This is a genomic window from Agromyces luteolus (assembly GCF_009729855.1).
GTDB classification, from domain to species: domain Bacteria; phylum Actinomycetota; class Actinomycetes; order Actinomycetales; family Microbacteriaceae; genus Agromyces; species Agromyces luteolus.
In genome coordinates, this window is record NZ_WODA01000021.1 from 15420 (window position 1) to 30423 (window position 15004).

The following is a 15004-nucleotide window of genomic DNA, read 5'->3' on the forward strand; positions in this document are numbered from 1 at the left end:
CCGCCGGATCGGAATACCCACAAGGGGTATAGTGTTCGACTTGGAAGAGGTACCCCATCGGGGTATCCTCGAACTCGATCCGATCCAGATGAGGAGAACTCCATGACCGAGCGCGAGTACCAGGTCACCGGCATGACGTGCGGGCACTGCGAGCTGTCGGTGCGCGAAGAGGTCGAGCAGGTGTCGGGCGTGACCGGCATCCGGGTCTCGGCCGCCGCCGGCACGCTGACCCTCTCGGCTCCGGCCGAGCTCGACGACGCCGGCGTGATCGCCGCCGTCGAGGAGGCCGGCTACTCCGCCGTGCGCGTCTGACGGCGATGACGGACCTCGCGACCGGATCCGCCGACCAGCGGATCGTCGAGCTCGAGATCGGCGGCATGACCTGCGCCTCCTGCGCGATGCGCATCGAGAAGAAGCTCAACCGCCTCGACGGCGTCACGGCGGCCGTGAACTACGCGACCGAGAAGGCGCGCGTGTCGGCGCCCGGGAGCGTCGACGCGGCCGAGCTCATCGCGACGGTCGAGGCGGCGGGCTACCGCGCCGAGCTTCCGCCGCCTCCGGCTCCGGCCGGCGAGACCGGCGACGCCGGTGGCCAGGGTGCCGCCTCCGCCCCCGCCTCCGCGACCGCCGAGACACGCGCCGACGCCGAGCTCCGCTCGCTGCGCACGCGCCTCGTCGCCTCCGTCGTGCTCTCGGTGCCCGTGATCCTCCTCGCGATGGTGCCCGCACTGCAGTTCACGTACTGGCAGTGGGCGTCGCTCGCGCTCGCCGCGCCGGTCGTGACGTGGGCCGCCTGGCCGTTCCACCGCGCGGCGCTCGTCAACCTGCGGCACGGCGCCGCGACCATGGACACCCTCGTCTCGCTCGGCGTCACGGCGGCGTTCGCCTGGTCGCTGTACGCCCTCTTCCTCGGCACCGCCGGCACTCCCGGCATGGTGCACGGCTTCGAGCTCACCGTCGCCCCGAGCGACGGCGCCTCGAACCTCTACCTCGAGGTCGCCGCGGGCGTGACGATGTTCGTGCTGCTCGGCCGCTACCTCGAGAAGCGGTCCAAGCGTGCTGCGGGCGCGGCGCTCCGGGCGCTGCTCGAGCTCGGTGCGAAGGACGTCGCGGTGCTCCGCGACGGCGTCGAGACCCGCATCCCGGTCGAGCGGCTCGCGGTCGGCGATGCGTTCGTCGTCCGGCCCGGCGAGAAGATCGCGACCGACGGCGTCGTCGTCGACGGTCGCAGCGCGGTCGACGCATCGTTGGTGACCGGCGAGTCGGTGCCGGCCGAAGTCGAGGTCGGCGACTCCGTCATCGGCGCCACCGTGAACGCGGGCGGACGCCTCGTGGTGCGCGCTACGCGCGTCGGCGCCGACACGCAGCTCGCGCAGATGGCGCGCCTCGTCGAGGACGCCCAGGCGGGCAAGGCCCAGGTGCAGCGGCTCGCCGACCGCGTCGCGGGCGTGTTCGTGCCGGTCGTGATCGCCATCGCGCTCGCGACGCTCGGCGTGTGGCTCGGCGCCGGGTTCCCAGCGGCCGCCGCGTTCACGGCGGCGGTCGCCGTGCTCATCATCGCGTGCCCGTGCGCGCTCGGCCTCGCGACCCCGACGGCGCTGCTCGTCGGCACCGGTCGCGGCGCCCAGCTCGGCGTGCTCATCAAGGGGCCGGAGGTCCTCGAGTCCACGCGCCGCGTCGACACCATCGTGCTCGACAAGACGGGCACCGTGACGAGCGGGCGGATGTCGCTCCCGAGCGTGCACGCGGCCGACGGCGTCGACGAGGCCGACCTGCTGCGCCTCGCGGGTGCGCTCGAGCACGCCTCCGAGCACCCGGTCGCGAAGGCGATCGCGGATGGCGCGGCCGCGCGGGTCGGCGACCTGCCGACGCCCGAGTCCTTCGAGAACGATCCCGGGCTCGGCGTGCACGGCGTGGTCGACGGGCACCTGGTGCTCGTCGGCCAGCCCGCGCTGCTCGCCGACTGGGCGATCGAGCCCGACGCGCGGGTCGCGGCATCCGTCGTCGCCGCCGAGGCGGAGGGCCGCACGGCGGTCGTCGTCGCCTGGGACGGCCGCGTGCGCGGCGCGCTCGCCGTCGCCGACGCCGTGAAGCCGACGAGCGCCGACGCGATCGCGCGACTGCGGCGGCTCGGGCTCGAGCCGATCCTGCTCACGGGCGACAACGCGACCGTGGCGCGGCGGGTCGCCGGCGAGGTCGGCATCGAGCGGGTCATCGCCGAGGTGCTGCCCGCCGACAAGGCCGCGGTGGTCGCCCGACTGCAGGGCGAGGGGCGCTCGGTCGCGATGGTGGGCGACGGCGTGAACGACGCGGCGGCGCTCGCGCAGGCCGACCTCGGCATCGCGATGGGCACGGGCAGCGACGTCGCGATCGAGGCCGCCGACCTCACGCTCGTGCGCGGCGACCTGCTCGCCGCGGTCGACGCGATCCGGCTGTCGCGCCGCACGCTCGGCATCATCCGCGGCAACCTGTTCTGGGCGTTCGCGTACAACGTGGCCGCGATCCCGCTCGCGGCGCTCGGGTTGCTGAACCCGATGCTCGCCGGCGCGGCCATGGCGTTCTCGAGCGTGTTCGTCGTCGGCAACAGCCTGCGACTGCGCGCGTTCCGATCGGCGGTCCCGACCGCCTAGGGTCGAAGCATGACCGCCGAGACTCCCGACCGCGCCGCCGACCCCAGCCCGAGCCCGGGCGACGGCGCGGTCGACGAACGCGACGCGGTGATCAGCATGCTGCTCGGCATCCGATCGAGCATCGACAACATCGACGCGGCGCTCATCCATCTGTTGGCGGAGCGGTTCAAGTTCACCCAGCAGGTCGGACGACTGAAGGCCGAGCACGGCCTTCCCCCGAGCGATCCCGACCGCGAGAAGCGGCAGATCGAGCGGCTCCGCTCGCTCGCGGAGGACGCGCACCTCGACCCCGCATTCGCCGAGAAGTGGTTCAACTTCGTGGTGGCCGAGGTGATCCGCCACCACGAGGAGATCGCCGACGGCTCCGGGTCGGACCGCGCGTGAGCTGGTACCCGACCCGGGTGCCGCCGCAGGCCGGGCGGCAGGTGCTCGTCACGGGCGCGAACGCCGGCCTCGGGTTCTTCACGTCCGCGCGGCTCGCGCGCGCGGGCGCGCACGTCACGCTGTCCGGCCGCAGCCCCGAGCGCCTCGCCGCGGCCGTCGCCGCGATCCGCACCCGGATGCCGCGGGCCTCGGTCGACACGCTCGTGATCGACACCGCCTCGCTCGAGTCGGTGCGCGCCGGCGCCGACCGGCTGCTCGACCGCGCGCCGCTCGACGCCGTCGTGCTGAACGCCGGCATGGTGCACACCCCGAGCGAGCGCCGCGAGTCGGTCGACGGCCACGAGCTCGTGCTCGCCACGAACGTCCTCGGCCACTTCGCGCTGCTCGCCGAGATCGTGCCCCACCTCGCGCGCGGCGCCCGGGTCGTGTCCGTCGGCAGCCTTTCGACCAGGCTGTCCACGTTCCGGGTCGACGACCTGCAACTGACCCGCACCTACGACTCCTGGCGCGCCTACGCGCAGTCGAAGATCGCCGCCACCTCGCTCGCGTTCGAGCTCGACCGGCGCCTGCGCCGTGCGGCGACGGATGCCGCGGAGGCGGTCGGCGCGGCATCCGTCACGCCCCGCGTGCACAGCATCGTCGCCCACCCGGGCTACTCGATCTCGGGCCGCACGCCGCGCGTGCCCGGCGTGAACCAGCCGCCGACCGCCGATCGGTTCGCCGACGCCCTGCAGGCGGCGTGGGCGCAGGGCAAGCACCGCGGCGCCGAGGCGATCGTGCACGGCGTCACCTCCGAGGAGGTCGAGGGCGGCCAGTTCTGGGGCCCGCAGTGGATGGTCAAGGGTGCTCCGCGGCTGGCGACGCCCACGCGCACGAGCCGCGATGCGCGCATCGGCGCCCGGGTGTGGGCGTTCGCCGAGGAGGCCGTCGGCCGCCGGTTCGACGTCGGGGCGCGCTCGTGATCCGCGGGATGGTCTCGCGCTGGTGGTCGCAGCCGGGCGTCCGGTTGCGGATCGCTCGAGTCGTCGTGGTGGTCGGGGTCGCGCTCGGCCTGTTCGGCGTCCTCAGCGGGCGCTACGGCTTCCTCTTCGCCGGGATCATCGTCGTCGGGCTCGGTGCGGGTCTCGGTCCGGCGCGCATCCGGAAGCGGCGCGAGTAGGTTCCGGGCAGCGCGAGCGCGTAGCGTGTCCGCATGATCAGCCGCGACCTCGCCCTGCAGTTGCGCGACGCCGGCCTGGTCTGGCATCCGGATTCCGGCGACCGGTTCCAGCTCGACCTGCCGAGCGACGTCGAGGCCGAGGTCGAGGCCGACACGTTCACGGTGAGCGAGATGACGATCGAGACGCGCCGCTACCCCACGGGCACCATCCTCGCCTTCAACGGGACGACCGAGTGGGCGCTCGATTCCGTCGCGCTCGCCGATGCGGTCTGGCTGCCTCGCGAGGACCAGCTGCGCGACCTGCTGCGCGCCACGTTCCGGAGCCTCCGCCGCCTGCCCGATGCGTTCGAGGTGGCGATCGAGGTCACGGGCGAGTCGCTCGCGTTCGAGCATCCCGACGCCGCTGAGGCGTACGGCATGGCGCTCCTGGCCCTCATCGAGCGCACGCGCTGACGCCGCGCACGCGCTGACGCCGCGCACGCGCTGACGCCGCGCACGCGTTGACGCCGCGCACGCGCTGACGCCGCGCACGCGTTGACGCCGCACGTGCGGACGGGGCGCGCTGCTCCCCGGCGGCGCGTCGTGATGACCGCGCGAGTGCCGGCCGGCCCAGATGCCCATCCGGGGCTGCGGCGATCGAGGTGCCGAGACGGTCTCGCGTTCGGAGCAGGGAGAAAGGTATCCCTGTTCCACCTTTCCCCCACCTCTCGCCGGGGAACCATCGTGCTGGCGGAGGGAGGTTCGACCGGCTCACGGTTCGGCGACACGCCCTCACGAGCGTGCGAGCGCGGTGCGTAGGCTCGATCCCGTGCACGACGAGGATGCTGACGGTCCGGCCACGGGCGACGGGTCGGGGCCGAGCTCAGCGGCAGCGGCAGCCGCGACCGCTCGGGCTCGCGCGGCCGTCGAGCTGGCCGCGCGGGCGCTCGCCGAGGCATCCGCTCGGACCGAGACGCTCGCCGAGTTCGTCCCCGGGCGCCGAGTGCTGGGGATGCCGCGCGCGCCGCGCATGCGGGTCGTCGGGCCGGTCTGGCGGCTCGGCGTGCTGCTGCTCGATGCCGATGGCCGGCTCTACTCGACGGGGCGGGTCGTCCGCGCCGAGAAGGCGGTCCGGCGGAGCGTGCTCGCCGAATCGGTCGCCGAGCAGCGGGCGTACCGTGCGGCCGCGATCCGCGGCGGCATCCCCGCGGGCGCGAGCGTCGTGTTCGACGCCGTGCCGCTGGAACTCGACGCCGATGCGCCCCTCCCCGGGTCGGGACCGCTCGTGCTCACCACGAGCATCGACGGTTCGGCGGCCGTCGGCGTGAGCTGGAACCCGACCTCACCCGACGCGGTGCTGCCGCTCGAGTCCTACCTCGCCGAGCGCGTCGACCTGCTCGCCCACCCGCCGCAGGGCGCGTGACCCGTTGCGGCGGGCCCGCCCTGGAGCGCCATCCCCCTCGCATGCATCGAGTTGCCACCTGCCGCGCGGCTCCCGCCTGGTTCACGCCCGCACGTGGCAACTCGGCGGGCGCGCCGGCCCCGGGGAGCGCGGATGGCGCGCACCGTCATGCCTGCAACGAGCGCCGCGCCGAACAGCGCGATGAGGCCGCCGACCACGATCTCCATCAGAACCCGAACGCGGTGACGGCGGGCAGGCCGCCGTCGCGCCAGCCCTCGAGCGCGAACCGCTCGTGATGCACGAGCCGCTCGGGCAGGTCGTCGAGCGCGAACCACTCGAGCGCGCTCGCCTTGTCGGGCTCCTGCAGCGAGGGGATGCCGCGCCAGGTGCGCGCCACGAAGAACACGTCGAGCCGCTGGTCAATCGGCAGTCCGGTCGGCGCCGTGCGGTGCATCGCCGTGATCCCCTCGAGGTCGGCCTCCGCGACGTCCACCCCGATCTCCTCGCGCGTCTCGCGCACCGCGCCGGCCATGAGCGTCTCACCCGGATCGACGTGGCCTGCGGCCGAGGCGGCCCACCACCCGTCGTAGTACCCGGTCCCTTCGCGACGTTGCAGCAGCACGCGATCGGACTCGACGAGGAAGACGTACGCGGCGGGGATGAGCGCGAACGTGCCGTGCGACGCGGCGTACTCGGCCGGGTAGGTCTGCCGTCCGTCGTCGGCCACGTCGGCCACGTCGGCCGCGTCGGCCGCGTCCGGCACGTCGCTCGCATCCGACTCGTCGGCCGCATCCGGCACGTCGGCCGTCCGGTCCGGCTCGAGGTACGAGGCCAGGTTCGCCAGCGACGAGGTGAGTCCCTCGGCGTGGTCGTGCGCGCGGATGCCCTCCGGGACGTCGCGCGCCTCGAACTCCACGAGCGTGCCCTCCGACGTGCTGCGCAGGCTCCAGGTCATCCGCATCGTGCCCCGGAAGGCCGGGTCGTCGGACTCGAAGTCCACGAGCTGCTCGATCAGTTCACCGGGAACGACGCGCGAGATCCGGACCTCCGAGACGTCGGAGTCCGCGTCGGTCTTGCCCGGTGCATCCGATGCGTCCTCGTAGGTCAGCACGAGGCGGTACGAGCCGCCGTCGCGCAGGTCGAAGCGCTCGAGGCGCCCGCGCATGCCGTGCGGCGGAAGCCAGCCGAGGATCGCGTCAGGGGTGGTGAGCGCGTCGAACACGGTCGCCCGGTCGGCATGGATCAACAGGCTCGCCAGGTCCGTCCTGCTCATGCGGCGACCCTACCGGGTGCCGTCGACGACCGGTTCTGCTAGTCTCACCGACCGTGTCATGCATGACGTTCGCGATCATCATCCGGCCCCGCACCGCCTGAGGCGGAGCGACCGGACCATCTGACCGCTGCTCCGCCTCGGCCCTCACCCAGGGCCGCGGTGCGGTTCGCCGTACCCGGCTGACGATTCCAGCCAGCGGAGCATCCCCTTGCGACCATCACGACACCATTCCTCCTCCTGCCCGAGCCACGGCGGCGCCCATGAGCTCGGCCAGAACTTCCTCGTCGACCGCCACGTCATCGACCGCATGACCGCGCTCGTCGCGACGACCCCCGGCCCGATCGTCGAGCTCGGCGCCGGCGGCGGCGCGCTCACCCGCGCACTCGCGCGCCTCGACCGACCGCTCACCGCGGTCGAACTCGACCCGCGTCGCGCCGCCGCCCTACGCCGCGAGCTGGGCGGCACGGCCACCGTCGTGCAGGCCGACGTGCTGCGCTGGCCGCTGCCACGTGAGCCGTTCGTGCTCGTCGGCAACGTCCCGTTCCACCTGACCACGGCGATCCTGCGGAGGATCCTCGACGCCGATCGCTGGCGGAGCGCCATCCTGCTCACCCAGTGGGAGGTGGCCCGCCGACGCTGTGGGGTGGGCGGCGCGAGCATGCTCACCGTGCAGTCGGCGCCGTGGTACCGGTTCACGCTCGACCGTCGGGTTCCGGCGCGGGCGTTCCGGCCGGTGCCGTCGGTGGACGGCGGGGTGTTCCGAATCGACCGGCGGCCCGAGCCGCTCGCGCGCACGCCCGAGCGCCGTGCCTACCGTGCGTGGGTCGGCGACGTGTTCCAGGGTCCGGGGCGCGGGCTCGTGCAGGTGCTCGGGCGCACGTCCCGGCCGATCACCGCCGGCGCCGCCCGCCGGATGCTCCGCGACCGCGGCATCGCCGCGGACACGCCGCCGAGCCGGCTCACGACCGACGACTGGCTCGAACTGTGGGGCCTCGCCCGCGGCAGGGCCTGAACGCACGCGCCGGCCGAGACCTCGCGTGAGGTCGCGGCCGGCGCGGGACCGGATCGAGGCGTCGCCGTCAGTACCCGACGACCGGGCCGAACGCGTCGGCGAGCGGTGCACGGTTGACGCCCCGGAGCTCGTCGATCGACACCGTGAACGCGCCCTGGACCTCGAGCGAGCCCGACGCGGCATCCGTCACGCCGATGCGGCGCACCGGGTAGCCGCGACCCTCGCAGAGGCCGCGGAACTTCACGTCGTCCTCCCGCGGCACGGTCACGATCACGCGACCCGTCGACTCGGAGAAGAGCGCGGTCGCGAGGTCGATGCCGGCGTCCTCCATGACCTCGCCGAGGAAGACGCGGGCGCCCACGCCGAACCGGCCGACGCCCTCGGCGAGGGCGATCGCGAGGCCGCCGTCGGAGAGGTCGTGCGCCGAGTCGACGAGGCCCTCGAGCGCCGCGGCGCGCAGCAGCTCGGCGAGCTGCTTCTCACGGCCGAGGTCGACGAACGGCGGGATGCCGCCGAGGTGGTCGTGCACGACGCCCGCCCACGCGGAGCCGTCGAGCTCGGCGTACGTCTCGCCGAGCAGGTAGATGTTGTGGCCCTCGTCCTGCCAGCCCGACGGGATGCGGCGCGCGACGTCGTCGATCACGCCGAGCACCGCGACGACCGGCGTCGGGTGGATCGGCACGTCGCCGGTCTGGTTGTAGAAGCTGACGTTGCCGCCCGTGACGGGGATGCCCAGCTCGAGGCATCCGTCGGCGAGACCGGTGACCGCCTCGGCGAACTGCCACATGACCTCCGGATTCTCGGGGCTGCCGAAGTTGAGGCAGTCGGAGATGCCCATGGGGGTCGCGCCGGTCACGGCGACGTTGCGGTAGGCCTCGGCGAGCGCGAGCTGCGCGCCGCGGCGCGGGTCGAGCTGGCAGTAGCGGCCGTTCGCGTCGGTCGCGACCGAGACGCCGAGGCCCGACTCCTCGTCGACGCGGATCATGCCCGCGTCGTCCGGCGCCGCGAGCGCGGTGTTGCCGAGGACGTAGTGGTCGTACTGGTTGGTGATCCACGCGGCGTCCGCCTGGTTGGCCGAACCGACCAGCTGCAGGAACTGCGCGCGGAGCCCGTCGACGTCGTCGTCGGCCGGGCGCTCGAGCGCGGCGGCCGTGTCGGCCTGCAGCGCGTCGAGGTACGACGGGGTGGTCATCGGGCGCTCGTACACCGGGCCGTCGACCGCCACCGTGCGCGGGTCGACGTTCACGATCTCCTGGCCGCGCCACGTGATCGAGAGGCGGCCGGTGTCGGTGACCTCGCCGAGCACGCTCGTCTCGACGTCCCACTTCTCGACGACCTCCATGAAGCCGGCGAGCTTCTCGGGCTTCACGATCGCCATCATGCGCTCCTGGCTCTCGCTCATGAGGATCTCCTCGGGCGTGAGCGACGGGTCGCGCAGCAGCACGTCGTCGAGCACGATCGACATGCCGCCGTCGCCGTTCGCGGCGAGCTCGGAGGTGGCGCACGAGATGCCGGCCGCGCCCAGGTCCTGGATGCCCTCGACGAGGTCGCCCGCGAAGAGCTCGAGGCAGCACTCGATGAGCACCTTCTCGGCGAACGGGTCGCCGACCTGCACCGCCGGGCGCTTGGTCGGACCGCCCTCGGCGAACGTGTCGGACGCGAGGATCGACGTGCCGCCGATGCCGTCGCCGCCCGTGCGGGCACCGAAGAGCACGACCTTGTTGCCGACGCCCTTGGCGTTCGCGAGGTGCAGGTCCTCATGCCGCAGCACGCCCACGGCGAGCGCGTTCACGAGCGGGTTCTTCTGGTACACCGGGTCGAACCAGGTCTCGCCGCCGATGTTCGGCAGGCCGAGGCAGTTGCCGTAGAAGCTGATGCCGGCGACCACGCCGTGCACGACCCGGGCGGTGTCGGGGTCGTCGATGCGTCCGAAGCGCAGCGCGTCCATGACGGCGACCGGGCGCGCGCCCATCGAGATGATGTCGCGCACGATGCCGCCGACGCCGGTCGCGGCGCCCTGGAACGGCTCGATGAAGCTCGGGTGGTTGTGCGACTCGATCTTGAACGTGACCGCCCAGCCCTCGCCGATGTCGAGCACGCCGGCGTTCTCGCCGATGCCCACCATGAGGTGCTGCTTCATCTCGGGCGTGACCTTCTTGCCGAACTGGCGCAGGTGCACCTTGCTCGACTTGTACGAGGCGTGCTCGCTCCACATGACCGAGTACATGGCGAGCTCGGCACTCGTCGGGCGCCGGCCGAGGATGTTGCGGATGCGCTCGTACTCGTCGGGCTTCACGCCGAGCGTTGCGTACGGCTGCTCCTTCTCGGGGGTCGCCTTCGCGACCTCGACGGTGTCGAGCTGCGCGGTGCGCGGCGCCTCGATGATCTCGGCCGCGGCCGGGTCGCCCGGCTCCGCGGTCGTGCTGGCAGCGGTGGGCGAGGTCTCAGTGGTCACGGGTGGCGAGCTCCAGAGAGTGGCGGCGAGCGGATGCCGCGGGGCGGATGCCGGACCCCGCAAGTCTACCGGCCGTGCTCACGTGAGCAGGGCGTGGCCGGTGCAGGCGCGTTGAAGTGCCGTTTCTGCGGTGGAGCGCGGGTTCATGCGGCCCGCCACCGCAGAAACGGCACTCCGACGGGGCGCGGCGTCGGGCCGGGGAAATCAATCGGCGCGGGAGAACGCGGCGGCGCGCTCGACCTGTTCGCGCGTGAGCGCGACGCCCGTGTAGCGCTCGAACTGCCGGGCGGCCTGCAGTGCGACGACCTCGGCGCCCGTGATCACGGGGGTGCCCGCGGAGCGGGCGGCCGCGATGAGCGGCGTCTCGGCGGGGAACGCCACGACGTCGAAGACCGTCGAGGCGCGCTCGATGAACGCTTCGTCGAACGCCAGCGCAGCGGCATCCGCCCCCTGCATGCCGAGCGGCGTGACGTTCACGATGACGTCGAAGGATGCCTCGGGCTCGTCGCCGACCCAGGCGTAGCCGTACTTCGCCGCGAGCGCCGGTCCGGCCTCCGCATTGCGCGCGAGCACCGTGAGGTCGGCGAAGCCGGCCCCGCGGAACGCCGCGACGACGGCCTTCGCCATGCCGCCCGACCCGCGCACGACGACGCGCGCCCCGGGGTCGAGTCCGTGCTCGGCGATGAGCTGCGCGACCGCCTCGTAGTCGGTGTTGGATGCCGTGAGCCGGCCGTCGTCGTTCACGATCGTGTTCACCGACTCGATGGCCGCGGCCGAGTCCTCCATGACGTCGACGAGCGGGATCACCGCCTCCTTGAACGGCATCGAGACCGAGCAGCCGCGGAAGTCGAGCGCGCGCATGCCGCGGATCGCCCCCTCGAGGTCGTCGGTCGTGAAGGCCTTGTAGAGGAAGTTCAGTCCGAGCTCGTCGTAGAGGAAGTTGTGGAAGCGCGTGCCGAGGTTCGACGGGCGACCGGAGAGCGAGATGCAGACCTGCATGTCCTTGTTGAGGATCGGCATGCCGCCATTCTCCTCGCATCGCCCCGCACCGCGCCGCGCCCGTCGATCGGACGGGATTCGGCGGTGCCGGGGCTCCTGAGGCGCCGATCCTCGTCCGATCGGCGAGCGCGGCGGGAGGGAGGGCGTGTGCGGGCGGGCCTGAGCCCGGCGGGCGGCGCGCTGGAAGCCGCGCGGGGGAGGGTGTCGACACGAGCCACGGTGGATATGTTGTGGGAGCGCTCTCTTCGAGGATGCTCCGGCGAGCGGTTTCCGGCCCGCCGCGCCGCCGAACCGGACAACGGGGGCGTCGATCCCAGTATCCACAAGGGGCTTGCGAGATCCGCCGGGGCCTGCCTACCCTGTCGGGGACCACCTCGGTCGTTCCCTTCACACACTGCAATGGAGCACGAATGGACTCGAAGAAGAGAGCGCTCTCACGGCGAGCTGCTGCGACCTTGGCGGCTGCGGCCGTGGTCGTCGCGCCGCTCGCCGCAGCCGCCCCGGCCTCAGCGGCCGGCAGCATCTCCGTCCTCGCCGACTTCGAAGGCGGTGCACCGGACGGGTTCTTCTCCTACGGTGCGGCGGGCTTCGGCATCGTCGACGTCGCGGCCGGCTCGCCCGACGCGAAGCCCGGGCAGACCGACCCGACGAAGGTCGTCTCGTACGGCTGGGACGTCACCGCCCCCGGCTCGTTCGGCGGCGTCGGCCAGACGTTCGCCGGCGCCCGCGACGTCAGCGCCTTCGACGGCGTGACCCTCATGGTCGACGGCTCGGGCAACGGCGCCGTCTACCAGGTCGAGCTCTTCGACGGCGGACCGAACGCCGACGCCTCCGAGCGGTTCGACGTCGACGTCGTCGACGACACCGACGGATGGAAGGAGCTGCGACTGTCGTGGTCGGCCTTCACGCGCGCGACCGACTTCCAGCCGGGTGGCGCGCCCGACGACGGCCTCGGGCTCACGTCGCTCTGGGGGTACGCGATCCCCGCCGTGAACGGCGCCGACACGATCCGGGTCGACGACATCGCCGTCTACTCCGACTCGGACCTGACCCCGTCGGTCTCCTTCTCGACCGCCGCGGCATCGACGATCGAGGGCGACACGGTCGACGTCGAGGTGCGGCTCGACCTCGCCTCGGACTCGCCCGTGACCGTCGAGCTCGGCGCGGTCGACGGCACGGCGACGCTCGCCGACGGCGACTACGCCGACCCGGGCACGACCGTCGAGTTCGCGCCCGGCGAGACCAGCCGCATCATCCAGGTCGCCACGACCGGCGACGACGCCGACGAGGGCGACGAGACGTTCACGCTCGAGCTCGCCGCGCCGTCGGGCGCGCAGCTCGGCTCGGTCACCGCGCTCGAGGTCACGATCCTCGACGACGACGGCGAGGTCGTCGGGCCGCCGAGCGGCCGGACCGCGATCGTGGACGACCACGAGTCCCCGCTCGTCCGCGGCGACGCCGGCGGCATCCCCGTCGGCTGGTTCGAGGCCCAGGACCCGAGCAGCACCGTCGCGTTCGAGCGCACGGACGCCCCGCCGGCACCGGTCCCCGGAGCCCCGGAGGGCAACGACGTGCTGAGCGCTGACTTCGACGTGACGAGCTTCGGCGTCGTCGTGCGCAACTTCACGAACGACGCGGCCGATGCCTGGACGACCGAGGACTGGTCGACCTACGAGGGCATCGGGTTCTGGATGCACGGCAACGGCTCAGGCACCGACCTGTTCCTCGACCTGCTCGACAACCGCAACCCGGGCTCGACGACCGACGACGCCGAGCGCTTCGTCGTCTCGTTCTCCGACGACTGGCGCGGATGGCGCTTCCTCACGTTCGACTTCGACGAGTTCTCGCGCAAGAACATCGGCAACGGCGCCCCGAACGACGGGCTGACCCTCACCGACATGCACGGGTACGCGTTCGGATCGCTCCGCACGACGACGCCGCAGACCTTCCTCTACGACGACGTGCTCGTCTACGGCCAGGCCGAGCCGCCCGCGTTGGCGGTCGGGTTCGACCGGTCGGGCTACGAGGTCGCCGAGGGCGACACGGCGACCGGCGTCATCCGCCTGAACCGGGTGGCCGAGACGGACGTCATGGTCGACTGGTCCGCCGAGGCGACCGGCGCGCGCACCGCGACCGAGGACCTCTCGGCGACCCCCGATCGCGACTTCGCCCCCGCGAGCGGGTCGGTCGTCATCCCGGCGGGCGAGCGCGAGGCGACGATCGAGCTGCCGACCATCGAGGACGGCAAGCACGAGGTCGACGAGACGTTCATCGTCCGGCTCTCGAACCCGCAGGGCGCCGAGTTCGGCTTCGTGCGCACCGCCACCGTCAGCATCCAGGACGACGACCCGATCGACGCGACCCTCGTCGAGGACTTCGAGACGGCCCCGTGGCTGTACGACGTCACCGGCAACGCCGAGCTCACGACCCGCGAGATCGCGGCGGGCGACGCCGACGCCGTGCCCGGCCAGGGTGCCTACGAGGGCGTCGCCGACTTCACGCACCGCGGCACCGCGACGATGACGCGCGAGTTCGCCGGCGGCCAGGACTGGTCGGACGCCGACGGCATCAGCCTCATGGTGAACGGCACGGGCAAGCCCACGCGCATCACGGTCGGCATCCAGGACGACCCGGCGCCCGACGCCGGACCCGACACCTGGGAACTCGCGTGGACCGACGAGTTCGACGGCCCCGCGGGCGCGCCCGCGAACCCCGAGAACTGGACCTACGAGACCGGCGGCTGGGGCTGGGGCAACGACGAGCTGCAGTACTACACCGACAGCACCGACAACGCGGCGCTCGACGGCGACGGCAACCTCGTCATCACGGCCCGCGAGGTCGACGGCGAGGCGGCCGGGCTCGAGTGCTGGTACGGCCCGTGCGAGGTCACGTCGGCGCGCCTGATCACCGAGCAGAAGCAGGAGTTCGAGTACGGCCGCATCGAGTCGCGCGTGCAGCTGCCCGAGGGCACCGGCATCTGGCCGGCGGTCTGGTCGCTCGGCACCGACTTCCGCGAGGTCGGCTGGCCGCAGACGGGCGAGATCGACATCATGGAGTACGTCGGACGCCTGCCGAACGAGATCTTCGGCACCATCCACGGCCCCGGCTACTCGGGCGGCCAGTCGTACGGCGGCATCTACGACTTCGGTGCGCCCGTGCCCGACGGCTGGCACGAGTTCGCCGTCGAGTGGACGCCCGAGGAGATCACCTGGGAGGTCGACGGCATCGTCTTCCACCAGGCCGACCCGGCGGATGTCGCGCCGAACGAGTGGGTGTTCGACCACCCGTTCTCGCTCATCACCAACATCGCGGTGGGCGGCAACTTCGGCGGCACGCCCGGCGAGGACCTCGTGTTCCCGCAGTCGCTCACGGTCGACTACATCCGGGTGTACCAGGCGCCCGACACGGCCGAGCGGTTCGTCGCGAGCGTCGTCGACCGCACGGCCGGGTGGCACGAGGTGACCATCCCGTTCGACGCCTTCAAGCGGGCCGACGAGCAGCCGTCCGGCGCGCCGGACGACGGGCTCACGCTCACCGACGTGCAGGGCTACTCCCTCACGTTCGCGGGCAAGGGCACCCACTCGATCGACCGCGTGACGGTCGAGTGACCCCGACGCCGTAGCCGACGAACGAGGGCGGGGCGGATGCCGCGGTGCCCCTTCTAACGATCGCTGCAACACCTCGGATTTCGGGGAGTTGCAGCGATCGTGG

Annotated in this window: 12 protein-coding genes; 9 read left to right on the plus strand and 3 right to left on the minus strand. The window is 72.8% G+C overall.

What is annotated here, in order from left to right; translation table 11 throughout:
• Window positions 1-102 precede the first annotated feature (102 nt).
• The 7 genes from GLX25_RS10560 to GLX25_RS10590 all read left to right on the plus strand — a co-directional run bounded on the left by GLX25_RS10560 (window position 103) and on the right by GLX25_RS10590 (window position 5575).
• Window positions 103-312, plus strand: a complete 210-nt coding sequence (locus GLX25_RS10560) for a heavy-metal-associated domain-containing protein (RefSeq protein ID WP_155842458.1) — start codon at window positions 103-105, stop codon at window positions 310-312.
• A 5-nt stretch (window positions 313-317) separates the two neighbouring features.
• Entirely contained in the window at window positions 318-2630 is a 2313-nt protein-coding gene (locus tag GLX25_RS10565) for a heavy metal translocating P-type ATPase (RefSeq protein ID WP_155842459.1), read from the plus strand.
• A gap of 9 nt (window positions 2631-2639) precedes the next feature.
• Window positions 2640-3014: a chorismate mutase gene (locus tag GLX25_RS10570; RefSeq protein WP_155842460.1), complete on the plus strand. Its 375-nt coding sequence runs from the start codon at window positions 2640-2642 to the stop codon at window positions 3012-3014.
• Window positions 3011-3976: an SDR family NAD(P)-dependent oxidoreductase gene (locus tag GLX25_RS10575; protein ID WP_166548713.1), complete on the plus strand. Its 966-nt coding sequence runs from the start codon at window positions 3011-3013 to the stop codon at window positions 3974-3976. The genes GLX25_RS10570 and GLX25_RS10575 overlap by 4 nt, the downstream gene beginning before the upstream one ends.
• Window positions 3973-4173 carry a hypothetical protein gene (locus tag GLX25_RS10580; protein WP_155842461.1) on the plus strand — a complete coding sequence of 67 codons (201 nt, stop codon included), beginning with the start codon at window positions 3973-3975 and terminating at the stop codon, window positions 4171-4173. Before GLX25_RS10575 ends, GLX25_RS10580 begins: the two co-directional genes overlap by 4 nt.
• Window positions 4174-4206: 33 nt before the next feature.
• On the plus strand, window positions 4207-4626 hold the full coding sequence (locus GLX25_RS10585; protein ID WP_155842462.1) for a pilus assembly protein CpaE: 420 nt from the start codon (window positions 4207-4209) through the stop codon (window positions 4624-4626).
• Between the two features lie 355 nt (window positions 4627-4981).
• Complete coding sequence (locus GLX25_RS10590) at window positions 4982-5575, plus strand: hypothetical protein (protein WP_155842463.1); 594 nt, start codon at window positions 4982-4984, stop codon at window positions 5573-5575.
• Window positions 5576-5780: 205 nt separating this feature from the next.
• Here the strand turns inward: GLX25_RS10590 and GLX25_RS18855 are convergent, their stop codons facing one another.
• Window positions 5781-6827 carry an NUDIX domain-containing protein gene (locus tag GLX25_RS18855; protein ID WP_240898308.1) on the minus strand — a complete coding sequence of 349 codons (1047 nt, stop codon included), beginning with the start codon at window positions 6825-6827 and terminating at the stop codon, window positions 5781-5783.
• A gap of 208 nt (window positions 6828-7035) precedes the next feature.
• Here GLX25_RS18855 and erm point away from each other — a divergent pair, with 208 nt between their 5' ends.
• Window positions 7036-7839, plus strand: coding sequence for a 23S ribosomal RNA methyltransferase Erm (gene erm / locus GLX25_RS10605; protein WP_205719871.1), 804 nt, complete (start codon window positions 7036-7038; stop codon window positions 7837-7839).
• Window positions 7840-7906: 67 nt separating this feature from the next.
• Here the strand turns inward: erm and purL are convergent, their stop codons facing one another.
• Window positions 7907-10225, minus strand: coding sequence for a phosphoribosylformylglycinamidine synthase subunit PurL (gene purL / locus GLX25_RS10610; RefSeq protein WP_166548717.1), 2319 nt, complete (start codon window positions 10223-10225; stop codon window positions 7907-7909).
• 273 nt (window positions 10226-10498) lie between these two features.
• Window positions 10499-11314, minus strand: a complete 816-nt coding sequence (locus GLX25_RS10615; protein ID WP_155842465.1) for a shikimate 5-dehydrogenase — start codon at window positions 11312-11314, stop codon at window positions 10499-10501.
• A 389-nt stretch (window positions 11315-11703) separates the two neighbouring features.
• Between GLX25_RS10615 and GLX25_RS10620 the strand changes: the two genes are divergently transcribed.
• A complete protein-coding gene (locus tag GLX25_RS10620; RefSeq protein WP_166548714.1) occupies window positions 11704-14901 on the plus strand; it encodes a carbohydrate binding domain-containing protein in 3198 nt (1065 codons plus the stop codon).
• The last annotated feature ends 103 nt before the right edge of the window (window positions 14902-15004 follow it).